We start from the raw sequence: 25,605 nt of genomic DNA on the forward strand, positions 1-25,605 counted from the left end.
CGCTGACCGGCCACGGATCGGCGCTCAGCGCCCGCGCGGACAGGTCATCGACGCCCGGTTGTCGCCGTTGAACACCAGGTCCAGTTGCGGCACGCCGGTCTGCTTCACCGCATAGCGTCCGCTCGCGTTGGACAGCGGCCCGGTGAAGCTGACGCGTCCGTCCTTCAACTGATAACTGCCGCCCTTGGCACCCACCGCGTACTGGCCGCTCTTCTGCACCACGACGTCGGTATACGCGTAGTTCAGCTGACCGGCATCGAAGGTGTAGCAGGTGTACTTGCCGGGGGCGATGTCGGCGGCCTGCGCGGGAGGAGGCGCGCTCTGCGCCGGGGCCTGGACCGGGGCGGGCCGCCAGCCACGGCGCATGTCGTCCAGCGACTTGACGATGACCGGCGCCTGCTTGTCCAGCGTATCGAGCGTCGCCGCCGGGCAGGCCCCCTGGGAAAAACCTTTCTGGTTCGCGATGCCGGCGATGCGGGCCGATTCGTCGCGCATCGCCTGTTCGTAAGCGCGCCGCAGTTTGTCACGCTGCGACGAGGACAGGCCGGCCGCCCCTATCAATCCGTCCAGTGCCCGGACGACCGGGCCCGCATCCCGCTTGCAGAAGTCCAACGCCGCCTGGACCTGCGCGGTCTGCGTATTGGCGCTTTCGAGCATGCCCAATGGGTCGGGATCCGCCGCCAGGCTGGCTCCGGCCATGGCCAGGCCACAGACTAGCGGGATGATGCGAGGAAAAACGTTCACGGGAAGTCTCCGCAGTTCTTGTTGGCATATGGCCGGCAAGTCCGTGCATCGATCTTCCATGCTCCCCCGCACGGTCGGACTCCGGCCGCGGGCAAGCGTACCATCACCGTGCCGGGAACCGAAGCGCGCAACCGCCAGGGACTGGTAGACTCCCTCATCCTCCGGTCTTCCCAGGAGCCGTTCCATGCGCCAGGCCATCTTCGGCGGGGTGCTCGTCCTCATCGTGCTTGCCGCCTGGGCCAGGCAGCAAGTCTGGATCGCGCTGCCCGACAGACTCATGCAGGCCCTCCTGCTATGCCTGCCGCTGGCGTTTCTTCCTCTGTACCTGCAAGGGCTGCGCGAGGGGGAACTCGTCATTCCGCCGCGCACCATCCGGCGCCGGGAAACGCCCCTGCTGTTCTGGTTCGTGGCTGTGTTCCAGGCCGTCCTCGTGCTGACACTGCTGGCGTACCTGGCCCTCCAGTTGCTGGACAGCCTGGCGGCTGGATGAGCCGGCGGGATGCCGGCTCGGACCTTCCTTCTGTCCTACTCTCGCGGCACCGTGGCGGCCGGTATCCGGACCTCCACAGGCTGGGCCTGCCCCGACCCATTCGGGACCTGCAGCGTCACCGTACCGCCGGCCGGCCGCATCCGCCGCGCCCGCTCCACCAGATCGGGACTCGATGACTTCTGGGCCAGCCCAGCCAACCGGGGCATCGGCGAGGCCACCGCTTCGACGAAGGTCACTTCGCCGTCGTAGCTCTTGAGGCCCGGTGGAATGGCCGTCGCATCCGGCATCAGGATCTCGGTCGCCTTGGCCGTGAGCGTGGTCGTGGCCCGCGCCGGGCCCAGCACCTTGAAGCGGATGTTGCCCAGCGGCACGGTTCCGATGGGCTGCGTGAGCGACGTGCCGTTGACCATCACGATGTGCAGGACGTTGCCGTCCTTGCGCCATTGAACCGCCGGCGTGACGCGGCCGGCCGCGACGGGATCGATGGCCAGGATCTCCAGCGCCGCCGGATCGTAGGTAACCGTGGCATGGGCCGCCCCTACCGCCTGGGTGCCGGAGAACACGGCCACTTGTATGGCGCCTTCGGCGCCGGTCACGGCCGTCACCGAAGGATCGACGAAGAAGGCATCGCCGACGAACTGGGCATGCGCGGTGCCACTCATGGCTGCCGCCAGCGGCAGACCGGCCAACAGGGACCGGAGGATGAACGAACGAATACGCATGTCATTGCACCTCGATGATGAATCGCTTGGTCACGCCCGGGGTCAGGTCGCTGCCGGACAGGGAATCCCCGCCCACCACCCTCGCATTACTGCTGAAGGTGATGAAATAGGTGCCGACTCCGTCCGGCGCGGCCAGGCCGCGCATCAGCACTTCGGTCTGCCCCCCCGGGATCGGCACCGAAGCGGAAACGCTGCGCACCGGCGCACTGCTGGTCAGTACCGTCTGGCCGGCGACGATGACCTCGAAGATGTCGTCCAGCGCTGAACCGTTGTCTCCCATGGTGATCAGGACGTCCGACGTGCTGCACCCGACGATCTCGGTCGCCTTGCCCAATCCGTCGCACATCGGCCACGACGCCTCCAGCGTGGCCGTGCTGACCGACGTGGGCGACGCGCTCGGGCAGTTGTAGTTCGCCGTCCCGTCCGAGTTGAAGCTGTAGCTGCCCTTGTCCGCGCTCAACGGCATCAGGACGCGATTCGCCGGCATCGTGGCCCGGCCCGCCGGCACCACCGCGCAGCGGTTGGTCACGAAACTCTCGATTGCGCCCATTACGCCGGCGGCGTCCAGCGCATTGCCGGCGGCATCGGCCAGGCCATCCAGCAGCTTCACGTAGAGATCCTCCGCATATTTCGCGAAGAAATCCGCCAGCGTGCGAGCCGCCGTATTGCTGCGCAGGATGCCCGCGACCACGCGCTTGCCGATGATCTGCTTGACCAGGTACCCCGCCCCCTGGCTGGCACCCATGCCGCACAGATGCTGCAGTCCGATGAAAGCCACTTCCGGCTTGACCAGCGCCGACTCGCCCGGCTTCAGGCTGAGCGGACTCACGGTCAGGTACAGCTTGGGATCGATGGGCTTGACGATCTCGCCCAAGGTGGACGCCACCGACAGCGTCGCGCTGATCGGCACGCAGAACTTCACGAACGCCGCCACGGCGCCGATCTCGATGGCGGGACCGTCGGCGGGGATCACCGCGCCCGCGATGAAGATGGTGGCGGTGACCGCGCTGCAAGCCGCGCTGGCGATCGACGAGGCCTCGCCCAGCATGTCGGCGGTCTTCTTCAGCCGGCAAAGCTCGGGCAGCACGAAGTCGCAGATCTGGTCCGGCGAGATGGCGGCCGCCATGGGGCCGGCCGCGGCGTTCGCGGACACCTTGCCCAGCACCTCCTGGCTCTGGGCCTGGAACTCGCGCATGCCGTTGGCCAGCAGCGCTTTCTGGAACACCTTGGCCAGCGTGTCGCCATTGGGCCCGGCCAGCACGCGCTCGAGCTCCAGCCTGGCGTTGCCGAAGGCGCTGCGGCCGGCGGCCGCGACCTTGCGCAGCTGCTCGGCGTCCTGCGCGCTCAGGCCGCTCGGCTCGGCCACGATGGCATCGTGCTGCGCCTGCATCAGGCGATCGATCCGATCGAAGAAAGCGCGAACGTCCTGGGCCGCAGGCACCGCCGGCTGGAGCGGCGCCAGTAAGTCCAGCGCCAGGGTCTCGCTGGCCGCGCCGTTGACCGACACGACGACCTGCGCCTGCGCGTTGCGTGCCAGGCCGGCCGGAACGAGGAACGACGCGTAGCCCGGCAGCATGCGGAATACCTGGGGCGAGGCGACGCCGTCCACCTTGATGGCCACCTGGGCTTCCGGATCCAACAGCGCCGGCGACACCATCGCCACCACGGCTCCCGGATAGGCCTGGGGATTCAGCAGGGCCGACGGCAGTTCCTGGCCGGCGGCGGCCGCCTGCATGGCCAGCGCGACATCGGCGTCGTCGACCTTGCCGTCCAGATTGATGTCGGCACGCGCGACCTGGATCTCGTCCAGCGTGTTCAGGCCCCCGACGTACTGGCCCAGGCGCATGGCGTCGACCAGGCCGGGCTTCGCATTGCCGGCGATGTTGCCGATCTTCGAGGGAATGCCGAATTCGGCATACGGCGAGTTACCGGCATCCATCACCACGACTGCGGCGCTGGCCTCGGCCACGGACTGACCGCCCGAGATGGCCTGCACGGTGGCCGTTACCGGGCCCGCCTTGCCGAAGGACGCCGAGACGCGCTGCCCCGTGGCTCGCTGTCCATCGCTGAACGTCCAGCGGTATTGGTCGATCTTCGTGCCGTCCGTCACGGCGGACACGCTGAAGTCGACGGACTTGCCCACGGAGGCCGTGCTGCGCGCCGCCTGCGCTTCGATGACGGCTTTCGTGCTTGCCACCGGCGGCTCCTGTGGCTTGGCCCCGTCCCCGCCGCACGCGGCCAACGTCAGGACAAGCGCCCCTGTCAACGCAGCCAGCAGATGGCGTGCGCTCCCGCTTAATGAACCCTGCATCGGAATTCCCCCATGGATGATGCGTTTTTTTGCGGCGAAGTTTGGCAACACCGGGAGGGAATCGCAACGAAATACGACGTCTTCTTGGAAACAGGAATGATTCAAAAGCTACAAAAAGTAGCGGGCGCTCACATTCAATACAGGCGCGGAAATTTATGACAATTCATGAAAAAGCCCGGGCGATCTAGCGATGGCGGCAACAATCGCGATCCTGCCACGGTCTCGACGGAAAGCGGATTTGCAACCGTTTCCAATCCAGCCCATGCAGGGGCGGCCATGCACCAGGTCCGCAACGTCCTGGCGTGCACCAACGCACCCTCAGGCCGGCAAGGCTGACGCGATGTCGGCCGCTGCCCGCTTCAATGCGGGCAGGTAATCCCGCGCCAGCGCGGCACCCTTGCCGGGTGCGTCGCGCAAACTCAGGCTCAGCGCCGCGCACATCGCTCCCTGGCGATCCCGGACCGGCATCGCTATGGAATACAGGCCCGGCTCCAGTTGATGCGCCACGATGCCGTAGCCATCCGCGACAGCCTGCCTGACGGCGGACTTCAACTCCTGCGGATCGACCACCGTGTGCGGCGTGAGCCGCTCGAGCGGTACGCTGGCCAGGTAGGCGTCCAACTCTTCTTCCGGCAGCGCTCCCAGCAGAACGCGGCCAATGGCCGTGCAATAGGCAGGTAGGCGCGTACCGACGGAGCGCACCAGACTCTGGGTCGAATTGCCGAACGCATAGGCCAGATACGCCACCGAATCGCGATCCAGCACACCGATCGCGCAGGCACAGCCCGTTTCCTGCGCCACGCTGTCGGCCACGCGCTGGCCATAACGCCACCAGGGTACCGACGCCAGGTAGGCATAGCCGAGTTCCAACGTCTGGGGACGCAGCCAGTAGTACTTGCCATCGGACTCGACGTAGCCCAACGCTCCCAGGGTGAGCAGGAACCGGCGCGCCGCGGCCCGCGTCAGGCCCACGGCCTGCGCCACCTCGGAGAGCGTGCGCGACGGATGCCTTTCGTTGAATGCCCGTATCACCGCGAGGCCGCGTTCAAGCGACAGCACGTACTCCGACTTGGGGAAATCGAAGGAAACCCCCGTTCGGGTTGCCAGGGGCAGCGGGCGCGGCAATTCAGGTTTGACGGACATGACAGCGGCGATCTCTTGACCTTGATTCTGAGCGAATTGTATAGTTCCGGATAGTTCGTTTATCGATACACTCGTTCGATAAACGAACATCAAGACAAGAAGAGCCTTTCGTCAACCCTCGCCCTGCGACCCCATGAATGCACCCGCGCCGACAGTTCCCCGCTATTACGAATCGCTCGACTTCCCGGAACTATGGAAGGAATTTCCCACGGCGTCCGAATACCAGGACGGCGTCGCACGCATGCCGGCCGCAGAACTCCGGGCATTGCAGGAACGCCGCTTCCTCGCCCAGGTGCAGCGCGCATGGCAGATCCCGTTCTATCAACGTCATTGGAGCCAAGCCGGGCTCAAGCCGCAGCACATCCGGTCCCTAAGCGATCTTGCAGCCATTCCGCCGTTTTCGGTGCACGACCTGCGTGATGCCCTCGCGCGCAACCCGCCCTGGGGCGACTTCATGGGCATCGATCCGGACCGCGACCCGCCCATGCCGTTGGTCATGCAGACCAGCGGAGGCACCACGGGCCTACCTCGCCCCATGCTGTACTCGCCCCGCGATCGCGAGGTCATGAACATCTTGACCGGCCGCCGGCTCCATATGCAGGGAGTGCGGCCCTACGATCTTGTCCAGGTGATGCTGTCGCTGGGTTTATCGAACGGAGGTTTTCTTGCCAGGGAAGGCATTTGGAAATACACCGGCGCCGTCCCGGTCATGACCGGGACCGGCGCCGTCACGCCCACTCGGCGGCAGATCGAGATCATGCAAACCTGGAAAACCACGCAGCTCGTCGCATTCCCGGCGTACCTGCGCCATATCGGGCTGCTGCTGCGCGACGAACTGCACATCGATCCGCGCTCGCTCGGCATCAAGGGATTGATCGTCCACCTGGGCGTGGACGATCGCGAGGAACTCGAAGCCTTGTGGGGCGCGCCGGTCTACGACACCTACGGAACCAACGAATGCGGCTCGTTGGCCGCCGACTGCAGCGAGCGCACCGGCATGCACATCTTTGAGGATGCGTTCGTTCTCGAGATCGCCGATCCCGACACGCTGCGGCCCGTAGCCGACGGCGAGCGCGGCGTGATTCTTCAGACCACGCTGTTCAAGCATTTCGCACCGCTGATCCGGTTCAACTCCAACGACATTTCATCCATCGTCCCGGGCCACTGCCCGTGCGGCGGCACACACCGACGCCTGTCCTGTATCTTCGGCCGGGCGGACAACATGGTGAAACTGCGCGGCACCAACGTCTTTCCCGAAGCCATAGGCGCGCTGGTGGCCGAGCATCCCTCCTCCAACGGCGAATACCTGTGCATCGTCGACCAGGATGCCACTGGCCGCGACCACATGACCGTGCTGGTGGAAACGGACCTGGGCGGGCGCGAAAGAGAGACCATGGCGGCCCAGCTTGCCGATCGCTTCAAGGAAGCGCTGGGCGTCAAGCTTGCCGTCACGACCGTGGCGCCTGGCGAACTGGATGCCCGGACAGGCCTGTCAAGCGCATCGAAAGTACGCCGACTGATCGACAACCGTCCGAAGGACAAACGATGAACATCTTCGATTGCCATTCTCACTGGGCCACCGACAAGGGCTACCTGTTCCGCACCGAGGACGAACGCGCCCAGCAGGAAAAAATCTGGCGCACGCCGTTCAAGCTGTTCACCGAGGACGAACAGGCACGGTATTTCCGCGACAACAACGCGCGCGTGATCCTCGACATATCGTGGATCAAGGAATTGCCACTGGCCGAAATGAAGCCCTATCACGACTATGTACTCGATGTGCAGCAGCGCCATCGCGATGTCATGTTCGGCCAATGGATGCAGTTCGATCCCCGCCGCCACGGCCCCGCGGCAATCGAGGAGTTCCACCGATGCCTGGCACGCGGCGCAGGCTTCGTGGGGCTGTGTGTGAACGGCCAGGTTACCGGCACCCCCGCCGACGACCCCGCCTGGGAACCGTTCTACCGGGCCTCCATCGACGTTGGCGCACCGGTCATGATCCTGTGCGGTCTGACAGGAATCGGGCAAGGCTTGCCTGGCGGCAAGGGCATTGTCCTGGAGGACGGCCATCCACGCTACATCGATCGGGTCGCCGCGCGCTACCCGGATCTGAAGATCCTCGCGGCCCGGCCGGCGTGGCCATGGCAGGACGACCTGCTGGCCATCATGCTGCACAAGCCCAATGTTCATTACGAGCTGCACGGCTGGGGGCCGCGGCAATTCACTCCCACGCTGAAAAAAGAAATCCGCGGCCGCATGCAGGACCGGATCATGTTCGGCTGCGACTTTCCCGTCCTCCGCTACGAAAAAGTAATCGCCGACTGGCAGGCCGAAGGCTATCCCGAGGCCGTCCTGCAGAAAGTCTTGCACGACAATGCCGCGCGCTATTTCGGCGCGGCGAGCTGACACGCCCCTGTTCCCCAGGCGCCGCCGGGCCGGGCAGTCAGCGACGCGACGCGCGACGGCGAGCATCGCTTCAAGAAAACATTAAAGATAATCGGAGACATGATGACAACTCGTGCAATGGCCGCCCACGCCTCGGGCCTGTTATTGACTCTGGCCGGACTGACTCTCCACGGTGCCGCGCAAGCCCAGGATGAAGCCAGGACGTTTCCCGAAAAAAGCGTACGCTGGGTCATTCCGTTCCCGGCCGGCGGGGCCACCGACGTCGTGGCCCGGATGGTGGCGCAGAAGCTGACCGACCAATGGGGCCAACCCGTGGTCGTGGAAAACCGGGCTGGCGCGACAGGAGCCATCGGTTCCCAGTACGTCGCCGCGGCGGCGCCGGATGGCTACACCCTACTGATGGGCACCGCTTCCACCCACGCGGTGGCGCCGGCCGTCAATGCCAACCTGCCCTACAAGAACCTGGCCGACTTCACGCCCATCACCCTGGTAGCGACGTTTCCCAACCTGCTCGTCGTTCACCCGTCACTACCGGTACACAGCGTCGCAGACCTGATCGCGCTGCTGAAGGCGCACCCCGATCGCTACAACTTCGCCAGCACGGGCACGGGCGGTTCGGTACACATGGCAAGCGAGCTCTTCAAACTGAAGACCAGCACGCGCATGACTCATGTCCCCTACAAAGGAAGCAGCGAGGCCCTGGCCGACCTGCTGTCCGGGCGGGTGCAAGTGGAATTCGATAACATGACCACGGTGTGGCCCCTTGCCCAGAAGGGACGGTTGCGGGCACTGGGGGTCACGAGCCTGAAGCGGACTCCGCTGGCTCCGGATCTGCCGGCCATCGCCGAGACCGTTCCCGATTTCGATGCGCCCTCGTGGGTCGGCATCTTCGCTCCGGCCCGCACGCCGGCGGCCATCGTCCAGAAGATCGCGGCCTCGGTCTCCCAAGTCATGCAACAACCTGACGTCATCAGGAAACTGCACGAACTCGGGGCAACGCCAGTCACCGACTCGCCCGCTGCTTTTGCGGCCTTCGTCGAGCACGACACGGAACGATGGCGCGACGTGGCAGCCAAGGCGGGTATTCGCCTGGAATAGGCGGCCGAGTCCGCTGGGAAGGCTACCCCCGGTGTGTGTTGCGGTCTTTCACGGTGTTCTGGCAATACCCCCTGTCACCGGCTTTTCCTCTCACGACGCCTCGGCCAGCCCTCGCTTGGCAGCCGCCTGCGCCGTGGGATTCGGCGTGGGCTCGCCGATCTTGCGCAGCGTGTTCCGGTCGGTATGGTGGAACGGCTCCGCCTGGCCGGGGATGACCAGTATCGTGTCCTGCTCGTAGGACCAGGTGCCGTCGTCGTTGATCGTGACCGTGATGGTGTAGCTCTCGGTCTTGAATGCGTATTCCAGGAACGGATTCGACACGATCCCGTTCGTCAGCGAACCCCGCACGGCATGGAGCGTGAAGCGCCGCGCGTCGGGTGAGGCCTGGCCCACCGCCATCGCCGCCTGCCCTCGTGGGATCGACAGCGTCTGCATCACCGCCCCCGTCGCGGGCTCCCACAGCCAATAGCCCACCTGGTCGTGGAAAGTTTCGACGTCATCCGGCTTGACGATGCGGGTGTGGTAGCGCAACCCGTAGAACAATTGCGGACCGTTGGTCTGCGCATCGATGGGCTGGAGCTCCATGTGCTCGATGAACGCCTGCTTCTCGGGGCCGTCCGCCTTGGGGTTGATGTCCAGCCCGCGCGCGCCCGTCCAGATGCCGGCCATGCCGGTCAGCGGCCCGAGGTTGGCCAGCGTGTGAACATCCGGTTCCGGCTCGGTATAGATGTCCTTGGGATAGTTTTCCATGGTGGGTCCAGGGGGTGGGAATGAAAGATATCAGCTCAGCACGATGGCGTCCGGCCGGTCGGCTTCGGGCGGCAGCTTCTCGCCGGCCATCTCGCGCAGGGTCGATTCGATCATGCCGGACATCGCGTCCAGGGCGAGGTCGAAGATCAACAGAACAGAATGGGCGGATTATACGTAGGTCGGAAGACCCGCCCGGACATGGGCCGTCCCCAGGCGCCCGTTGCCGTGTCGATCTGCCGCTCTTGCTACCCCCGCAGCTGGCGGCCGGTCCCCCTCCCCGTCACTGCTGCTCGATGCCCGCCGCCTTGACGAGCTTCGTCCATCGGGCGATTTCGACTTTCTGGAACTCCGCCAGCTCCTGGCGGGTTCCCGCAATCGGCTTCCATGCGTTGTCGCCGAAGTACCGGGCGGCCTCCTGCGATCGCATGATGGGAACGATGAGCGCGTTGAGCTTGTCGGCGACGTCGTCCGGGGTACCCTTGGGCGCGAACACCGCCAGCCAGCCGCTGGCCTCGTAGCCGGGAACGCCCTGCTCGGCTATCGTCGGAATGTCCTCATAGCCGGGCATGCGCGTGGGCGTGGACACGCCCAGGGCCTTGAGCTTGCCCGCGCGCACGTGCGGCATCACCGCCGGCGCGTCGCCGAACACGATGTCGATCTGCCCCCCCATCACGTCCGTGACGGCCAACGGCAGCGTCTTGTACGGCACATGCAGGATGTCGATGCCGGCAAGCTCCTTGAGCACTTCGCCGCCGGCCCTGGACGAGGAATTGCCGGAGCCGAACGTCAGCTTGCCGGGATTCTTCCGGGCCGCGGCGATCAGCTCCTGCACGTTCTGGTAAGGCGCGCCGGGCGCGACCGTCAGTACCACGCCACCCACGATCATCGCGGTGATGGGCACGAAATCCGCCACGGGGTCGTACGGAAGCTTCTTGAAGAGCGCGAGGTTCGCGGCATGCGTCGTATTCGTCCCGACGACGATGGTGTATCCGTCCGCGGGCTGGCGCAGGACGTGTTGCAAGGCGATGAATCCGCTGGCGCCGGGCTTGTTGTCGACGATCACCGGCTGCTTGGTGATCTCGGTGATGTGCTTGCCGAGGAAGCGGGCAGCCAGGTCCGTCGTCGTGCCGGCGCCGAACGGCACGACGATGGTGATGGGCTTGCTGGGGAAGTTCCCGGCCTGGGCCTGCGCCTGCGGCGAGGCGGCCAGGGCCAGCGGCCCCGCCAGCACGAGCGCCTGCAATTTCTGGATCGTTCTCATGTCGTGTCTCCTTTGGTGTCCGTCCGTGCACGTCCGGCGGGTGACCGCCCGGACCGCATCCCGGCAGTCACATGCGCATCGCCTTGGCGATGATGCTGCGCTGGATCTGGGAAGTTCCCCCGCCTATGGTCGATTGCATGCCCTCGCGGAAATAGCGCTCCATGTCGGACTCGGGCAGCATGCTGTGTCCGCCCAGGATCTGCATGCCCTGGCGCGTCACCGTCTGCAGGGTCTCGGACGCCATCAGCTTGGCCATGCTGACTTCCCGCGAGCAAGGCAAGCCCCGCGAGGCCATGTCGGCGGCGCGATACACCATCAGGCGCGACGCGTCGACCGCGGTCTGCATGTCGGCCAGCATGTGGCGGATCACCTGGAAGTCGTATATCGGCTGGTCGAACTGGATGCGCTCGTGCGCATAACGCAGGGCATCGCTGACGGCCTGCTGCGCGTTGCCGACGTAGGCGGCCGACACGGCTATCCGCTCGAGCTCCAGATGATCGGTGATGATGCGCCAGCCGTCCCCCGGCTCGCCCAACATGTTGGCATCGGGCACCCATGCGTCGTCCACGAATATCTCGGTGGTACCGGTGGCGCGGCGCGCCATCGTCGGCAGGCGCCGGATATCCAGCCCCTTCGTGTCGTTGGGCACCAGCAGCACCGACAGGCCCTTGTGCTTCTTCGCTTCCTTGTCTGTGCGCACCAGCATCGCGATCACCACGTTCCTTGCCGCCGCGCCGGAACACCACAGCTTCTGGCCCCGGATCACCCAGCCCTGGTCGCGCGGCTCGGCCCGCGTGCGCGTCGACGCCGCGTCGGAGCCGGCCTGGGGCTCGGAGATCGAGATCGAGAAACGCAGGTCTCCCCGCATGAACGCGGGAAGATAGCGCTCTTTCTGCTCCGGGGTGCCGAACTTGACGATGTTCATGCCGGTGAACGTCGCGACCATGAAAGCCGTCGCGAAGTCGAAGCCATAGCGCGCCAGTCCCTCGCACATCAATGCGTAGTCGAAGATCGTGCCGCCATCGCCGCCCTGGTCCTCGGGTATCAGCAGGCGCAGCCAGCCCAGCTTGGCCACTTTTTCATAGGCTTCGTAGGGATAGGCGCGGTCAATGTCGCACTTGCGCACATACTCGCGGCCGATCTCCTGCTCCATCACGCGCGCGACGGTGTCGCGCCACAAGACCTGCTCTTCGTTCAGGAAATCCATGTCGTTCTCTCGATGGAAAGATGGCAATGATCATTGGGCCGGCAGGCGCTGGCGCCGCACGAGCAGGCTGAACTCGCAACTCAGCACGGTTTCGTCGCGCTGGTTGACCGCGACGAGCTTCGTCGTCGCGATGCCGTGCCTCTCGCCTTTGTCGCGCAGGTTGATGATTTCGCTCTCGGCATGCAGGGTGTCGCCGATGAACGTAGGCTTGAGGAAACGCAGCTTGTCCACGCCGTAGAAGGCTTCGACGACGCTCGAATCGAAACCGAGCAACGCATTCACGACCACGAACACCAGGCCGCCCTGTACGACGCGCTGGCCGTAAAGAGATCGCTTGGAAAACTCCGCGTCCGCATGGATGGCCAGCCAGTTGCCGGTCAGGCCGCAGAAATTGACGACGTCCGTCTCGGTCATGGTGCGGCCGCCGGAGCGGCGGCGCTGGCCCAGGGACAGTTCGTCGAAAGGCTGGGTAATCATCGAATCCGGGCCTCCATTCGAGCGGATGGCCGAATTCTAGATTCTTATTTCGTTTTTAAAAGTCTAATTTCATTTTAATTATTTGATCGGCAGGTGAAAAAGCGTCCGGAGCAAGCCAATTCCGGCCAGACATGAGGCGCGTCATCGATACCAAACCATTGATATTTCTGGGAAATTCTCTGGAGCATCTCGCTTCCGCCGCGTCGAATCCCGCTTCGCGAGCGACACGCTAGGACTTTCCCTAGGTCATGGGCATGACGATGTCCCTGTCCGTGAACCCGCGCCGATGGACGCCCCCTTGTGTCGCCGCCCCGGACGCGCCCGGGTACTTCTGCATGAGTTTTTCGGGCTTGACCCTGGTCTAAGCAGACAATTAATATTTTAGAACAATCGGTCCAACATTTGGAATTTACGCGGTGCCGGGCCGGCGGATGCACTCGGTACACATGACAAGGACCACCCCACCATGACTCAACCCCTGCTTGGCAAGCTCCGCCACATCTCCCTTTCGGTGAAGGACATCGAAGAAACCGCACGCTTCTACGAACAGGCATTCGGCATGTTCCGCGTGCGCCAGTCCAACGTCGCCGTCATGATGTCCGACGGCGTGGTCAGCCTGGCCATCATCAGCTCGACCAAGAATCCCAACGCGGAAGAACGCGAGGGCCTTCATCACATGGGCTTCCTGATCGACGAGATGGAAAACGCCGCGGACCGGGTACTGGGCGCCGGCGCTCAGTACCACGGCCAGATCAACGGCGTGGGCAAGGGCCCGGCCACCGAGCGCAAGTACCGCGACCCGAACGGCATCGTGTTCGACATCGTCACGCGCGAGCACGCCGAGCGCGTCTGGTGCCTGCCGCAGATCGTGTAAGGAGAACCCCATGCCGAATCATCCCTACACGCTCGAACAGTTCTGCGAGAACACCCGCGCGACCCTGCGCCAGGATCCCGGCCGCGCCGGCCAGGAGCGCGTCTGCGCCGATTTCGAACGGCTGCTGCAATCGCCGGCCTTCGTCGACAAGTACTGCGCGCCGGAGCTCGAACGCAAGCTGTACCGCGTCCATACCGACCCCGAACTCGGTTTCGAGGTCCTGGTCCACCTGAACAAGGCGGCGCGCAAGTCCCCGCCCCACGACCATGGCGAATCCTGGGCGATCTATGGCCAGGTCACCCGGTGGGTGGATATCACCAACTACCGGCGCGTCGACGACGGCCGGCAGCCCGGCCGCGCCGACCTGACGCCGACCGAGTCCTTCCGGCTGGAACCGGGGCAGGCCCGGCTGTTCCCGCAAGGCGCCATCCACGCGATCGACTACCCCGACCAGGCCGTGTTCGCGCGCGTCACCGGACGCGACCTGGACGCCTTCCATCGCGACATGTTCGATCTCGAGACGGGAACGGTCACCCGCATGACTCCGCAGCGGGCGAGCTGACGTGGCGCCCCGCACCATGGAACAACCGACATGAACATGCCAGGACAGGAACGGATCGTGACCCCCGCCGAATTGCGGGCGCGCCTGCGGCGCGACGGGGAACTCGCCCTGGTCGACGTTCGCGAAGAACTTCCCTTCTCCCGCAGACACCTGCTGCAGGCGCGCTGCATCGCGCTGTCCCGGCTGGAGGTGCTGATGCCGCAGCGCATACCCCGCCGATCGACGCCCATCGTGCTGTGCGCCGACGCGGCGCTGAACCAACGGGCGCGCGGGCGGCTGGCCAGCCTCGGCTATACGGACGTCTCCGCCCTGGAAGGCGGGATCGAGGGCTGGGCCCGGGCCAGCCTGCCGGTCTTCAGCGGCGTCAACGTACCCAGCAAGGCCTTCGGCGAATTCGTCGAGCATGCCTATCGCACGCCCTCGATAGACGCGAAGGAACTGCAGCGCCTGCTCGACGCCCGTGCCAACGTGAAGGTATTCGACTCGCGTCCCTATGACGACTACACCGCCGAGACCATCCCCACATCCACCAGCGCGCCGGGCGCGGAACTGGCGTTCCGCGTTCCCGAGGCCATCGTGAACGACGACACGCTGGTGGTAGTCAACTGCGCCGGCCGCACCCGCAGCATCCTGGGGGCGCAATCCATCATCAACGCCGGCCTGCCGCAACACGTCGTTGCCTTGCGCAACGGCACCATGGGATGGCGCCTGGCGGGGCTGGCGGTGGAAACCGGCGCGGAACGCCGCCTGGCCGCGCCCTCGCCTCAAGCCGCGCAGGCCTCGCGCATGGCCGCGCAGCGCTTTGCCGACGCCGCCGGCGTACGCGAGGCCGACCTGCCCATGCTCCACCAATGGCTGGACGAGCGCGAGGCGCGCACGCTCTATGCGCTGGACGTACGCACGCCCGATGAAGCCGCGCGGGATCCGCTGCCCGGCACGCTGTCCGCCCCCGGCGGTCAACTGGTACAGGCAACCGATCTCTATGTCGGCACCCTGCAATCGCGCATTGTCCTGCTCGATCCGGAGCACACGCGGGCGCTGATGACGGGAGCCTGGCTGCGGTGCATGGGATGGCGCGACGTCTACGTGGCACCGCCGCACCGGGTCCGCGACATGGCCGCCCTGCTCGCGACGCGGCCGGCTCCGCTGCCGACGCCGGCCAGCCCGGGATTGGACGCCGCCGAGGCCCAGGCCTACATGCAGGCCATGGACGTGACGGTGCTGGACCTGTCCTGGAGCCGCCACTACAAGCGGCGCCACGTGCCGGGCGCCGTGTTCGCCTCGCGCAGCCACCTGGATGCGGCCCTGAATGCCCATGCCGGCAGCGCGGGCTACCTGCTGACCTGCGAGGACGGCCGCGTCTCGGGTTTCGCCCTGGCCGAGGCACAGGCCCTTACCAGAAAGCCTGTCCACTACCTGGCGGGCGGGATCGCGGCCTGGTCCGCGGCCGGCCTGCCGTTGACCAGCGACGAACAACACTGGTCGGTGGAACCCGAAGACGTCTGGCTGCGCCCCTTCGAAAGGTCGACCCAGACCCGCCAAGCCATGGACGAATACCTGTCGTGGGAAGTCGACCTGCTGGAACAGGCCCGCCTGGACGGCAGCCTGAACTTCCAGGCCTATGCGCTGCAGCGGCCCACCTGAGGCCGCGCGCCGTTCGCAAACGATAAGAAAACCGGAGACATCTCATGACACAGCAAAGACTCGGCAAGCCCGTCCTTGGCCTCACGGCGCTCGCACTGTCCTGCGCCGGCGGCCTGCCCACCACCCTGGCCGCGGACGCCACGTGGAAACCGGCCAAGCCCATCAAACTCATCGTCGCCTACCCCGCGGGCGGTCCGGTCGACCAGATGGCGCGCGCCTTCTCGAACGAAATGGCGAACGAACTCGGCCAGCCCGTCATCGTCGACAACCGCGGCGGCGCCAGCGGCGCGCTGGGCGCCAACTTCGTCCGCCGGGCGGAGCCCGACGGCTACACCATCAGCCTGATCATGGACGCCCACACCATCGTGCCCAGTCTGATGAAGGATGCCGGCTATCGCCCGCTGGAAGACTTCACCCCCATCGGCCTGGTCACGCGCGCGCCCATGGCCATCGGCGTCAACGCGCAGCGGCCCTACCAGACCTTCCGCGACGTCGCCGAAGCCGCCAGGGCCAAGCCCCGAAGCGCCAGCTATGGCGTCTCGCAGGGTACGCAGGGCAGCCTGGTCATGCTCCAGCTCCAGCGCCTGGGCAATTTCGAACTGCTCAACGTGCCCTACAAAGGCGCCGCGCCCGCGCTGCAGGATGCGCTGGGCGGACAGATAGACATGGTGGTCGGCTTTCCCAGCAAGGTCATGCCCTACATCCAGAGCAAACAGATGCGCGTACTGGCCGTCACCTCGAAAGAACGCTCGAAAGACCTTCCCGACATTCCCACACTGGGCGAGCAAGGCTTCGGCGAGATCGACTGGTCGGGCTGGATGGGACTGGCGGGGCCCGCCGGCATGCCGCCGGCCATCGTCCAGCGCTACAGCAGCGTCTTGAAGAAGGTACTGTCGGAACCCGCCGTGATCGAACGCTTCAATGCCGCGGGCATGCCGGTGGACTTCAGCGATCCGCCCACCTTCGCGAAATTCATGGCGTCCGAAACCGCCTACTGGAACAAGGTCATCGTGGATGGCAAGCTCGCCGCGTCCAACTGACCCGGAAAGAAAAGGCTTTCCCGTTCAGCCGGAAAAGCCCAGCGTCGCCGATATCGCCCGCGCGTGCTCCTGCAGCAACGCGATGATCCGCTTGGGCGGCGCCTTGGCCAACCGCACGGCCAGGCCCGTCACCCCTATCGCCGCCACGCACTCGCCCCCGGCATCGCGAATCGGCACGGAAATACCCATCACCCCCTCGGCCCACTCTTCGTTGTTGACCGCGTAGCCGTCGCGCCGGACCTTCGCCATGATCTTCTCCAGCTCGGCCCGCGTGGTCGGCGTGTTGGGACCGAAGCGGGGATACGGCTCGGCCAGCGAATCCAGCACGGATCCGGACGAAAACGCCAGCAACACCTTGCCCGAAGCCGTCGCATGCATGGGCGCCTGCCCACCCGTCTTCGCATTCACCCGGATGCGATGCGTACCCTCGACCACGTCCAGATACACGATGCTGTCCCGGTCCAGGGCGGCCAGATACGAGGTCTCGCCCAACTCGTCGCGCAGGGCCACCAGGGCCGGCCGGGCCAGCGATGCCACGTTGTAACGTTCCCGCACGCTGTTACCCAGAGTCCAGGTCTTGAGCGTGGGCATGTAGCTCGCATCCGGTGCCTGGCAGACATAGCCCAGGTGCATCAGCGTGTTGAGCAGGCGGTGGACGTTGCTTTTCTGAAGCCCGGTCTCGCGGGTCAGCTCGGACAGGCTCACCGGCCCGTCGTGCTGGCACAGGCGCTCGAACACCTGGAAGGCTTTGATGACTGTCTTATCCATTCGCGGTCTAGATTTTCGTGGGTACCGGCCTTGCGCGGCTGATCATAGCAAAGACACTCCGCTCGACCGCCGGCAGTGCGACAGGAAGTTGGCCACGGCGGCCGATGCTCCGCTACGCGGATGGACGACGTCGATACGCGTTTCCAGCAGCCGGCTGTTCCCCGCGATCGGCACCCGGACCACGCCGCGATGCCCGCTCGCCGCCGCCGACCCCGGAATCAGCGCGACGCCCAGGCGTCCGGCGACCAGCGCCATGATCGTGTAGATGTGCGCCGCCTCCTGGACGATGTTGGGCTGGAAGCCCGCTTCGATGCAGGCCCCGACGATCCGTTGATGGAAAGCGGGGACCCGGTCGGCGGAATAGGAGACGAACCGCTCGCGCGCCAGCGCCGATAACGGAATCGAACGCCGCGACGCGAGGGGATGGTCATCGGGCAGCACGGCGCACAGCCGGTCGACCAGGACGGTTTCGCCGTCCACCCCCGCGGCCAGCTCCACCGGCGGACTCAGCAGGCCGACGTCGGCGCGGCCGCTCGATACCAGGCCGGCCACGTCCACCGACACCCCCTCGACCAGGCGCAACCGGACGTCCGGATACTCCTCGGAAAAGCGGCCCAGCACCTCGGGCAGGAAACTCACCATCGCCGAGGTGATGAAGGCGACCCGTACCTCGCCCAGTTCGCCGCGGGCCGTCGCCTGGGTCAACTCGACGGACCGCCGCGCCTGGGCCAGCAGCAACGTTGCCTCCTTGAGCAGGACCGCTCCCGCCTCCGTCAAGCTGATCCCGACGGGAGAACGCTCGAACAACCGCACGTCCAGCTGGGCCTCCAGCTTGTGCATCGCCACGCTCAGAGGCGGCTGCGACATGTGGAGCATGTCGGCGGCACGCCGGAAGCTTCCGGACTCCGCCACCGCCACGAACTGGCGTAGCACCCGCAGATCGGGCAAGGCCGAGGGTATATCCATCGTGTATCACCATGCAGCTCAAAGATATTGGACGCATTACCCCCGGCATCTTACAGTCAACCCCACGTCACCGCCGTGCAACGAACCCGCCTGGAGAATTCATGGGCTCCCGATCTCTGCCCCCGGCATGGGGCCTGCTCTTGCTGAGCGCCCTTCCCTGCGCCGCCTCCGCGCAGACCTATCCCGACCGGCCCATCCGCCTGGTCGTCGCCACGCCTCCCGGCTCGACGCCGGACATCGGCGCGCGCCTGCTGGGACATTTCCTGGCGGAAGACCTCAAGCAGCCCGTGGTGGTCGAGAACAAACCCGGCGTGAACGGCATCCTGGCCGCGCGGGAAGTACTCAAGGCGCAGGCCGACGGCTACACCTTCCTGATCGCCCCGCAAAGCACCATGTCGGTCAGCCCGCACGTCTATCCCAGGCAGGCCGGCGCGTTTCCGACGTCGTTCGTCGCGGTGGGCCAGATCTATAGAACCGACTTCAGCCTGATCGTCAGCAACGCCTCGGGCCTGCGTTCGGTCAGCGACGTCATCGCCGCGGCCAGAAAGGCGCCCGGCAAGCTGACGGCGGCCTACGCCGCTCCCGGCAGCGCCTCCCATGTGTCGGCCGAACGCTTCAAGCAAGCCGCCGGCGTCGACATCTATACGGTCTCCTTCAACGGCAGCCCCGCCGCCGCACTGGCGGTAGCCTCCGGCGACGCGGACATGCTGTTCGAAACCATTCCATCCACCGAGTCGGTGGTTGCCACGGGCAGGGCGCGCCGAATCGCCATGACGGGACCCGCCAGGTTCGAACTCGCGCCGAACGTCCCCACGGTGGCCGAGTCCGGCCTTCCTGGATTCGTGGTGACGACCTGGGCCGGCCTCTTCGCCGCCAGGGACCTGCCCGCGGACAGGCTGGACCGGATCGCCGCGGCGGTGGCCAAGGCGCTGAAGAACCCCGAACTGGTGCGGAAGATCGCCGCCGCCGGCTTTTTGCCCGGCGAGGCATCGCCCGTGGAGTTCCAGAAATTGTGGATGGCCGAATCGGCCATGTGGAAAAAGACGGTGGATCACGCACCGGCATTGCAATTGGAGCGTTGAGCATGGATCTTGGAATCGCGGACAAAGTCGCTTTGGTCCTGGGTGGCGGAGGCGGCCTGGGAGGCGCCATCGCGCAGGCCTTGAGCCGCGAAGGCTGCCGCGTGGCGGTGGCCGATCTCAATCTGGAGGCGGCGCAGGCGGTGGCATCCGGCATCGCCGAACGAGGTGGAGAAGCCGTCGCGCTGCAATGGGATCTCGGCCGGCTCGACCAGCACGACGAGAAGCTCGCGAGGCTGGAATCGGCCCTCGGTCCCGTCGACATCCTGGTCAACAACTCCGGAGGGCCGAAGCCCTCCTCGACCCTGGAGGTTCCCGACGACGACTGGCGCCGCCATTTCGACGCCATGGTGCTGGCGCTGATGTCGCTGTCCCGGCGCATCGTGCCGGGCATGCGCGAACGCGGATGGGGCCGGGTCATTACCTCCACGTCGTCGGGCGTGGTCGCTCCCATCGCCAATCTGGCCGTCTCGAACGCGCTGCGCCTGAGCCTGGTCGGCTGGTCCAAGTCGCTGGCCAACGAAGTCGCTCGCGACGGCGTGACGGTCAACGTAACCGTCCCCGGACGCATCGCCACTTCTCGCGTGGCCGCCCTCGACCAGGCCCGGGCCGCCGCCTCGGGCCTCTCGACGGACCAGGTGTCGGCGGCCAGCCTCGCCAGCATCCCCGCCGGCCGCTATGGCGACCCTGGCGAATACGCGGACGCGGTCGCCTTCCTGGCCAGCGCGCGGGCCAGCTACATCACCGGCAGCGTCCTGCGCGTGGACGGCGGCCTGATTCCCAGCATCTAGACCAAGGAGCAGATTCATGACCATGATGAAAGAGCAACGCCGCACCCTGCGCGAGCGCTATGCCAAGGTCGACACGGCCAACGTGGCGGACGTGCTCGACGAACTGGGCCTGTTCGATCAGGGCCTGGCGCCGGAATTCCGCCAACTGAGCGGCACCGGCAAGCTGGCCGGCTGGGCCTTCACCATCCGCGGCCAGATGGTGCCCGGCCCCCAGGGGGGCGACGCGCAGAAAATGCGGGCGTGCCAGGAAATCTCGGACGACGAGGTCAGCGTCTGGAGCGGAGACGGCCGCGGCATCTGCTATTTCGGCGAACTCATCGCCATAGGCATGAAGGAACGCGGCTGCGTCGGCGCCCTGATCGACGGCGGCATCCGGGACCTGCACTGGCTCAACGCCATGCAATTCCCCATCTTCGCCACCTACCGCACGCCGGTCCAGTCCATCGGCCGCTGGCGCGTCACAGGCTGGCAGGAGAAGGTCTACCTGGCCGGGGCCACGGGCAACCTGGTCGCCGTGTCCCCCGGCGACTTCATCCTGGCCGATGCCGACGGCGCCATCGTCATCCCCGCGGCCCACGCCGAGAAGGTGCTGGTCGAGGCCGAGCGCCTGACCGAACAGGAGGCCCGCATCCGGCAGGAACTCGCCAACGGCCTGTCGCTGTCCGCCGCCCTGGAGAAGTATGGACACGTCTAGCGCGGACGAGGGCCGCATCCTGCCGGCGGACCGGCAAGCGCCCTTCGCGTTCCGGGTAAAGAAGATCTCCGCCTACGCCTGCCTCGCCCCCACGCCCGCCGTCGTCTCGTCTTTCGGCGCTCGCCGGGAGCGAGGCGCCCTGCTGGTCGCGCTCGAAGACGAGACCGGCCACGTCGGGTGGGGAGAAATCTGGTGCGGGATGCCGGCGGCCGGCGCCCTGCACCGCCTCGCGCTGCTGCGCGAATTCGTCGCCCCCTTTCTGGCGGGGCAGCTCGTGCGCGACATTCCGGCCTGCGTGCGGACACTGGCGACGCGGCTGGCACCCGTGGAAATCCTGGCGGGCGAACGCGGTCCCGTCTCGCAAGTCCTGGCCGGACTGGACAGCGCGCTCTGGGACTTGCGCGCAAGGGTGGCAGGCCTTCCGCTCCATGCGCTGCTGGGGACCGGCAGCCCCACCCTGCGCTGCTACGCCAGCGGCATCGCGCCCGACGCCTCCGAGGCGGTCCTGGACCGCCTGAGGTCCCAGGGGCACCGCGCCTTCAAGTTCAAGGCGGGTTTCGACGATGCCCGTACCCTGCCCCTGCTGGCGGACCAGCGTCGCCGGCTCATGCCGTCCGAGCGCATGATGATCGACGCGAACTGCGGCTGGACCCCGCGGTCCGCCCTCGCCGCCGTGCGCGAACTCCGGGAGGTCGAACTGGAATGGATAGAAGAGCCGATCCGGCCAGACTGCGCCGACGACGACTGGATGCGGCTGCGCGAGGTTGCCGCGACAGCGCTGGCGGGCGGCGAGAACCTGTTCAGCGCAGCGGAGTTCTCGCGCGCGTCCGCCTGGCTCGGCGTGGTCCAGCCCGACGTGGCGAAGTGGGGCGGCGTCTCGCAGGCATTACGCCTCGGGCGGGAGGTGGAACGCCGCGGCGGCCTGTTCTGCCCTCATTCGTTCGGGACCCACATCGCCGCGATGACATCCGCCCACGTATTGGCCGCCGTGGGCGGACGGGGCTACCTGGAACTCGATGTGAACGACAACCCCTTGCGAGCCAGCGCCAGCTACGCGGGCTGGATCGCCCGGGGATCGATCACGCTGCCGGACGCGCCCGGCATAGGCGTCGGCCTGGACGTCGCCGGCATTTCCGCCCATGTCCGGGACAGCTTCAGCATCGCGGCGGCGGGTGTAGCGTTCACCTGAAGCGGTATCGGCCGATCAGGCCGCCTGCACCCGTTGCAGGAACCCCCGTATCAGCGCGACCACTTCGTCCAGATGCGTTTCCAGCAACCAATGGCCGCCGTCCAGCAGGTGGAGTTCGGCATCCGGCAAGTCGCGCAGATAGGCACGGGCGGAGGCTTCAGGCATGTAGTGGTCCTGCGGCCCCCAGACAATCAATGTGGGCGGCTGGTGGTCCGCCAGGTATTGCCGGGCGCCGAACCGATCCCAAATTGGCTGCATTGACGGAGTTGGACTATCTATTGGCGGTCGATGACTTCAGTCGCATCGGCGCGCTGCGCCTGCACGGCCCGGACGGGGCCTGGCATCGAACAGTGCCCGAAGGCCGACGCACTACCCCACCGTTGATCGAGCTCGAACACATCTATCAAGCCAGCCGCGCTGTCGAGCGCGGGCAGGAGACGGCCGAAGACTTGCGATCGTGACGGCGCCGATGGCCGTATTCCATACCAGTCAGCCGCATCGTTGTTGCAGGCTTCGCGTGAGGAAGATCGCAGCTACACGGAAATCGCGGATGCCATCCGTTCCCACGGTCATGAACCTGCCCGGGATTTGCGCCAGCTATGGCGTCGCCTTGTATTCAACTTGTTGATTACGAACGTAGACGACCACTTGCAGAACCATGGTTTCCTTCATGTAGCGCATGGACTGTGGCGTCTTGCGCCCGCCTTCGACGTCAACCCTTTTCCGGACAAGGAACGGGAATCCAAGACCTGGCTGTCTGAAACAGATGGATGCTACGGCTGCGCTGCTGGGGCATTGAAAAGGGAGATTCCTATGTCCTCGGTGCCGCATTGCAATTGCAGGACGATCCGATCCGCATCGACGTGCCCCGTGATCGGAAGGGCAGTGACGGCCTGAAAGACTGGAGCGGGTGAAGGGAACATCATCGCGTTCCCAACTCGTTGATTGATAACGAGTTTTCCGCACTCGGCGAACCGAGATGGACATAATTATGGACTGAAAAACCACGCTTGGTCAACGCGCGCTCCGAGCAAGTCCAGTGCGAGCCATGGACAGCCAGCAGTAGACAATGTACCCGAGCGCTCAACGTCACGAGGCCGGTTCATCTCCCTTTGGCAGGAACTCCTCGCGGGCGCGCTGCAGAAACCGCTTCATGGGCTCAGAGCGTTCGGCGCTGCGGCGCAGCAGGTAGGTGGACAGCATGGGCGGCGTGCCGGCCAAGGGGCGAACGGTTATGTCGGGGCGGTTCAGGGTCTGCACCTGCGAGGCAATGGCGAAACCTAGGCCATAACCGGCACCGACCAGAGTCAGCATCACGCCTAGGCTCGTCACCTGATCTACCAGCTTGAGCGGCTTGGACGCACCTTGAAGCACCGCCTGGATCTGGTGGTGGCAGCCCGATCCCGCGTCCGGATGGCACAGTACCAACGGAAACTTCAAGGCTTCATCCAATGGCACTTCCGCGTGCGCCAACAAGGGGTGGCGCACGGGCACGATCACCGACAGAGGATCGGTCCACACGGGCTCGGCGACAAGGCCTTCGCTCACCGCGTCCGACAGCGCAAAGCCGATGTCCAGCAGATCGTTGTGCGGGCCCTTGAGCTGCTGCGCGAAAGGCAGCTCGAAGACGCGAATCTCCAGTTCGGGCTCTTCCTCGCGGCTGCGCGCCAGCAAGGTGGCAATGTGGGGCTGCGCCAAGCTGTCGCAGATGGCGATGCGCAGATAACCCTGATAGCCCTGCGCCGCCGCCTTTGCGGCACTCACCGCCTGCTCCACGGTGGCCAGCACACGCCGGCACTCACCGAGGAACACTTGACCGGCCCAGGTCAGTCGCGTCTGGTGCGCGCTGCGGTCGAACAACTGCACGCCGAGCGTGGCTTCGAGATTGCGCATTGCGCGCGACACAGGCGATTGTTCTACGCCAAGGCGCTCGGCCGCTCGCGCGAAATGCAGTTCTTCCGCGACCGCAACGAAATAGCGCAGTAGTCTGAGTTCCAATGCGGCCTCCTGTTTGCCTCGTTCCTGGCCTGCGTCCACCTCATGCGGATTGCGCCTCGCTTTCTCCTTCGATGATTGGCAAGAGGTTCCGGCGTCGCATGCTTGCCTATTCGGATAGGCAGATCGCATCCGAAAATTACGGAGGTTGAGGCGGAACGCTACCTGGCCGAAGACCTGAGAACCTCAATCGCCGCGACGCTGCACTACCGCCTGATCCACAGGTTCAGTTCAATCAATTGCCGGGTTGCAGCTCCACACGCACCTCGCGCGATTTGCCGGCCCGTTCCACTGACAAGACCACCACATCGCCGACCTTCCTGTCGTCTAGCCGCGCGAGCAGCTTGGCCACATCGTCCGTCGCCTTGCCATCAACATCGATGATGCGGTCGCCCGGCACGATGCCTTGCGGCGTGACTTCGACACCCACGAGGCCGGCCTTGTGCGCTGCCGAACCAGGGGTAACACGCAACACGAACACGCCCTTGCTTCCAGTCAGCGCCAGCAGGCGCTGATTGAGCTGTTCGTCCACCTCAATGCCCAGCGCCGGACGGATGTACTTACCGGACTTGATGAGTTGCGGCACTACCCGCATGACGGTGTCCACCGGCACGGCAAAACCGATCCCGGCCGAGGCGCCGGAGGGACTGTAGATCGCCGTGTTGATGCCGATAAGCCGCCCTGCCGAATCGAGCAGGGGGCCGCCCGAGTTGCCGGGGTTAATGGCGGCGTCGGTCTGGACCAGGTGATCAATTGTCGGGCCGCCCGCTTCTCCCGGTAACGAGCGGTCGAGCGCGGAGACGATGCCGGTGGTGAGCGTCCAGTCCAGGCCAAAGGGGTTGCCGATAGCAAACACCTTCTGTCCCACCTTGAGGTCGGTGCTGGTGCCGACAGGCACGGCAGGCGGGCGTTTGAAGCCGACGCCGATCTTGAGTACGGCGATGTCGTGCGCTGGGCTCGCCCCCACCAGCGCGGCCTGGTAGTCGCGGCCGTCGGCAAGCTTGACGGTGGCTTCGGACGCGCCCTGGATGACGTGGAAGTTGGTGACGACATGGCCGGCGTCGTCCCAAATGAAGCCCGATCCCGTGCCACGGGGCACGGAGAAGACATTGCGCGTCCAGACGTCGCGCACCAGCTGCGCGGTGGTTATGTAGACCACCGAGGCGCGTGATTTTTCGAACAGTTCGATGGTGGCCTTTTCGTCCGCCGCCAAGTCGCCGCGCGCCGTCACGGTGCGCTCTGCCGCCTCGCGCGGACTGAACCATGCCTCGATGGCGGGCAGGAACTGCCACAGCAGCATGAGCGCAGCAATGCAGGCGGTGATGAAGAGCCAGCGCCGGATGAAGGGATCCGGTGCGGGGCGTGGATACGGGTTAGGGTAGGCCATGAGAAGT

General features: G+C 65.9%; 27 protein-coding genes and 2 pseudogenes. 16 read left to right on the plus strand and 13 right to left on the minus strand.

Translation table 11 applies throughout. From position 1 onward, the window contains the following. Positions 1–24 precede the first annotated feature (24 nt). Positions 25–744 carry a hypothetical protein gene (locus ABD104_RS06405; protein WP_087837820.1) on the minus strand — a complete coding sequence of 240 codons (720 nt, stop codon included), beginning with the start codon at positions 742–744 and terminating at the stop codon, positions 25–27. A gap of 184 nt (positions 745–928) precedes the next feature. On the opposite strand from ABD104_RS06405, the gene ABD104_RS06410 reads away from it, so the two are divergent. Then, positions 929–1,234, plus strand: coding sequence for a hypothetical protein (locus ABD104_RS06410; RefSeq protein ID WP_343927279.1), 306 nt, complete (start codon positions 929–931; stop codon positions 1,232–1,234). Between the two features lie 35 nt (positions 1,235–1,269). Here the strand turns inward: ABD104_RS06410 and ABD104_RS06415 are convergent, their stop codons facing one another. Together ABD104_RS06415 and ABD104_RS06420 are read right to left on the minus strand one after the other, a co-directional pair. Continuing rightward, complete coding sequence (locus tag ABD104_RS06415; RefSeq protein ID WP_132979884.1) at positions 1,270–1,956, minus strand: cohesin domain-containing protein; 687 nt, start codon at positions 1,954–1,956, stop codon at positions 1,270–1,272. Between the two features lies 1 nt (position 1,957). After that, on the minus strand, positions 1,958–4,153 hold the full coding sequence (locus tag ABD104_RS06420) for a PKD domain-containing protein (RefSeq protein WP_343927280.1): 2,196 nt from the start codon (positions 4,151–4,153) through the stop codon (positions 1,958–1,960). Positions 4,154–4,279: 126 nt separating this feature from the next. On the opposite strand from ABD104_RS06420, the gene ABD104_RS06425 reads away from it, so the two are divergent. Next, the gene (locus ABD104_RS06425; protein WP_165963173.1) at positions 4,280–4,426 is read left to right on the plus strand and encodes a hypothetical protein; all 147 of its coding nucleotides are present in this window, start codon (positions 4,280–4,282) and stop codon (positions 4,424–4,426) included. 159 nt (positions 4,427–4,585) lie between these two features. Here ABD104_RS06425 and ABD104_RS06430 read toward each other — a convergent pair whose 3' ends face one another. After that, the gene (locus ABD104_RS06430) at positions 4,586–5,410 is read right to left on the minus strand and encodes an IclR family transcriptional regulator domain-containing protein (protein ID WP_343927281.1); all 825 of its coding nucleotides are present in this window, start codon (positions 5,408–5,410) and stop codon (positions 4,586–4,588) included. A gap of 133 nt (positions 5,411–5,543) precedes the next feature. Between ABD104_RS06430 and ABD104_RS06435 the strand changes: the two genes are divergently transcribed. The 3 genes from ABD104_RS06435 (at position 5,544) to ABD104_RS06445 (ending at position 8,914) form a co-directional block, all read left to right on the plus strand. Then, positions 5,544–6,959, plus strand: coding sequence for a phenylacetate--CoA ligase family protein (locus tag ABD104_RS06435; RefSeq protein ID WP_132979881.1), 1,416 nt, complete (start codon positions 5,544–5,546; stop codon positions 6,957–6,959). Then, on the plus strand, positions 6,956–7,816 hold the full coding sequence (locus ABD104_RS06440) for an amidohydrolase family protein (protein WP_132979880.1): 861 nt from the start codon (positions 6,956–6,958) through the stop codon (positions 7,814–7,816). Before ABD104_RS06435 ends, ABD104_RS06440 begins: the two co-directional genes overlap by 4 nt. 102 nt (positions 7,817–7,918) lie before the next feature. Next, complete coding sequence (locus tag ABD104_RS06445; protein WP_343927282.1) at positions 7,919–8,914, plus strand: Bug family tripartite tricarboxylate transporter substrate binding protein; 996 nt, start codon at positions 7,919–7,921, stop codon at positions 8,912–8,914. Between the two features lie 90 nt (positions 8,915–9,004). On the opposite strand, the gene ABD104_RS06450 is transcribed toward ABD104_RS06445, so the two are convergent. From ABD104_RS06450 to ABD104_RS06465, 4 genes are all read right to left on the minus strand, one after another. Beyond that, entirely contained in the window at positions 9,005–9,664 is a 660-nt protein-coding gene (locus ABD104_RS06450) for an FABP family protein (RefSeq protein ID WP_343927283.1), read from the minus strand. Between the two features lie 280 nt (positions 9,665–9,944). Beyond that, positions 9,945–10,925 carry a Bug family tripartite tricarboxylate transporter substrate binding protein gene (locus tag ABD104_RS06455; protein ID WP_087837826.1) on the minus strand — a complete coding sequence of 327 codons (981 nt, stop codon included), beginning with the start codon at positions 10,923–10,925 and terminating at the stop codon, positions 9,945–9,947. Positions 10,926–10,992: 67 nt separating this feature from the next. Next, positions 10,993–12,132, minus strand: a complete 1,140-nt coding sequence (locus tag ABD104_RS06460) for an acyl-CoA dehydrogenase family protein (protein WP_343927284.1) — start codon at positions 12,130–12,132, stop codon at positions 10,993–10,995. Between the two features lie 30 nt (positions 12,133–12,162). Then, the gene (locus ABD104_RS06465; protein WP_087837828.1) at positions 12,163–12,609 is read right to left on the minus strand and encodes a MaoC/PaaZ C-terminal domain-containing protein; all 447 of its coding nucleotides are present in this window, start codon (positions 12,607–12,609) and stop codon (positions 12,163–12,165) included. 466 nt (positions 12,610–13,075) lie between these two features. Between ABD104_RS06465 and ABD104_RS06470 the strand changes: the two genes are divergently transcribed. The 4 genes from ABD104_RS06470 to ABD104_RS06485 are packed head-to-tail and all read left to right on the plus strand — an operon-like array spanning position 13,076 to position 16,729. After that, positions 13,076–13,483: a VOC family protein gene (locus ABD104_RS06470; RefSeq protein WP_087837829.1), complete on the plus strand. Its 408-nt coding sequence runs from the start codon at positions 13,076–13,078 to the stop codon at positions 13,481–13,483. 10 nt (positions 13,484–13,493) lie between these two features. Beyond that, positions 13,494–14,045 (plus strand): cupin domain-containing protein, encoded by a 552-nt coding sequence (locus tag ABD104_RS06475; RefSeq protein ID WP_087837830.1) that lies wholly within the window; start codon positions 13,494–13,496, stop codon positions 14,043–14,045. 30 nt (positions 14,046–14,075) lie between these two features. Further along, a complete protein-coding gene (locus tag ABD104_RS06480; protein ID WP_343927285.1) occupies positions 14,076–15,689 on the plus strand; it encodes a rhodanese-like domain-containing protein in 1,614 nt (537 codons plus the stop codon). A gap of 44 nt (positions 15,690–15,733) precedes the next feature. Continuing rightward, entirely contained in the window at positions 15,734–16,729 is a 996-nt protein-coding gene (locus tag ABD104_RS06485; RefSeq protein ID WP_343927286.1) for a Bug family tripartite tricarboxylate transporter substrate binding protein, read from the plus strand. A 24-nt stretch (positions 16,730–16,753) separates the two neighbouring features. Here the strand turns inward: ABD104_RS06485 and ABD104_RS06490 are convergent, their stop codons facing one another. Both ABD104_RS06490 and ABD104_RS06495 read right to left on the minus strand, forming a co-directional pair. Beyond that, positions 16,754–17,497 carry an IclR family transcriptional regulator gene (locus ABD104_RS06490; RefSeq protein WP_087837833.1) on the minus strand — a complete coding sequence of 248 codons (744 nt, stop codon included), beginning with the start codon at positions 17,495–17,497 and terminating at the stop codon, positions 16,754–16,756. A gap of 42 nt (positions 17,498–17,539) precedes the next feature. Beyond that, the gene (locus ABD104_RS06495; protein WP_132979873.1) at positions 17,540–18,463 is read right to left on the minus strand and encodes a LysR family transcriptional regulator; all 924 of its coding nucleotides are present in this window, start codon (positions 18,461–18,463) and stop codon (positions 17,540–17,542) included. A 101-nt stretch (positions 18,464–18,564) separates the two neighbouring features. On the opposite strand from ABD104_RS06495, the gene ABD104_RS06500 reads away from it, so the two are divergent. The 4 genes from ABD104_RS06500 to ABD104_RS06515 are packed head-to-tail and all read left to right on the plus strand — an operon-like array spanning position 18,565 to position 22,216. Then, the gene (locus ABD104_RS06500) at positions 18,565–19,545 is read left to right on the plus strand and encodes a Bug family tripartite tricarboxylate transporter substrate binding protein (RefSeq protein WP_165963172.1); all 981 of its coding nucleotides are present in this window, start codon (positions 18,565–18,567) and stop codon (positions 19,543–19,545) included. A gap of 2 nt (positions 19,546–19,547) precedes the next feature. Next, complete coding sequence (locus tag ABD104_RS06505; protein WP_087837836.1) at positions 19,548–20,333, plus strand: SDR family oxidoreductase; 786 nt, start codon at positions 19,548–19,550, stop codon at positions 20,331–20,333. Positions 20,334–20,349: 16 nt separating this feature from the next. Then, entirely contained in the window at positions 20,350–21,027 is a 678-nt protein-coding gene (locus tag ABD104_RS06510) for an RraA family protein (RefSeq protein ID WP_132979871.1), read from the plus strand. Continuing rightward, on the plus strand, positions 21,014–22,216 hold the full coding sequence (locus ABD104_RS06515; RefSeq protein ID WP_343927287.1) for a mandelate racemase/muconate lactonizing enzyme family protein: 1,203 nt from the start codon (positions 21,014–21,016) through the stop codon (positions 22,214–22,216). The genes ABD104_RS06510 and ABD104_RS06515 overlap by 14 nt, the downstream gene beginning before the upstream one ends. A 15-nt stretch (positions 22,217–22,231) precedes the next feature. Here the strand turns inward: ABD104_RS06515 and ABD104_RS06520 are convergent. Continuing rightward, positions 22,232–22,438: pseudogene (locus tag ABD104_RS06520) on the minus strand (alpha/beta fold hydrolase); the annotation flags it as partial. A gap of 26 nt (positions 22,439–22,464) precedes the next feature. Between ABD104_RS06520 and ABD104_RS30305 the strand changes: the two are divergent. The 3 genes and pseudogenes from ABD104_RS30305 (at position 22,465) to ABD104_RS06530 (ending at position 23,130) form a co-directional block, all read left to right on the plus strand. After that, a complete protein-coding gene (locus tag ABD104_RS30305) occupies positions 22,465–22,677 on the plus strand; it encodes a hypothetical protein (RefSeq protein ID WP_425543315.1) in 213 nt (70 codons plus the stop codon). Positions 22,678–22,720: 43 nt separating this feature from the next. Beyond that, positions 22,721–22,912 (plus strand): annotated as a pseudogene (locus ABD104_RS30310) (HipA domain-containing protein); the annotation flags it as partial. 74 nt (positions 22,913–22,986) lie between these two features. Further along, positions 22,987–23,130 (plus strand): hypothetical protein, encoded by a 144-nt coding sequence (locus ABD104_RS06530; protein WP_243724544.1) that lies wholly within the window; start codon positions 22,987–22,989, stop codon positions 23,128–23,130. A gap of 175 nt (positions 23,131–23,305) precedes the next feature. Here ABD104_RS06530 and ABD104_RS06535 read toward each other — a convergent pair whose 3' ends face one another. Then, positions 23,306–24,214, minus strand: coding sequence for a LysR family transcriptional regulator (locus tag ABD104_RS06535; RefSeq protein WP_132979869.1), 909 nt, complete (start codon positions 24,212–24,214; stop codon positions 23,306–23,308). Positions 24,215–24,446: 232 nt separating this feature from the next. Next, on the minus strand, positions 24,447–25,598 hold the full coding sequence (locus tag ABD104_RS06540) for a S1C family serine protease (protein ID WP_132979868.1): 1,152 nt from the start codon (positions 25,596–25,598) through the stop codon (positions 24,447–24,449). Positions 25,599–25,605 lie beyond the last annotated feature (7 nt).

It is taken from the genome of Pigmentiphaga daeguensis (assembly GCF_039523035.1).
GTDB classification, from domain to species: domain Bacteria; phylum Pseudomonadota; class Gammaproteobacteria; order Burkholderiales; family Burkholderiaceae_B; genus Pigmentiphaga; species Pigmentiphaga daeguensis.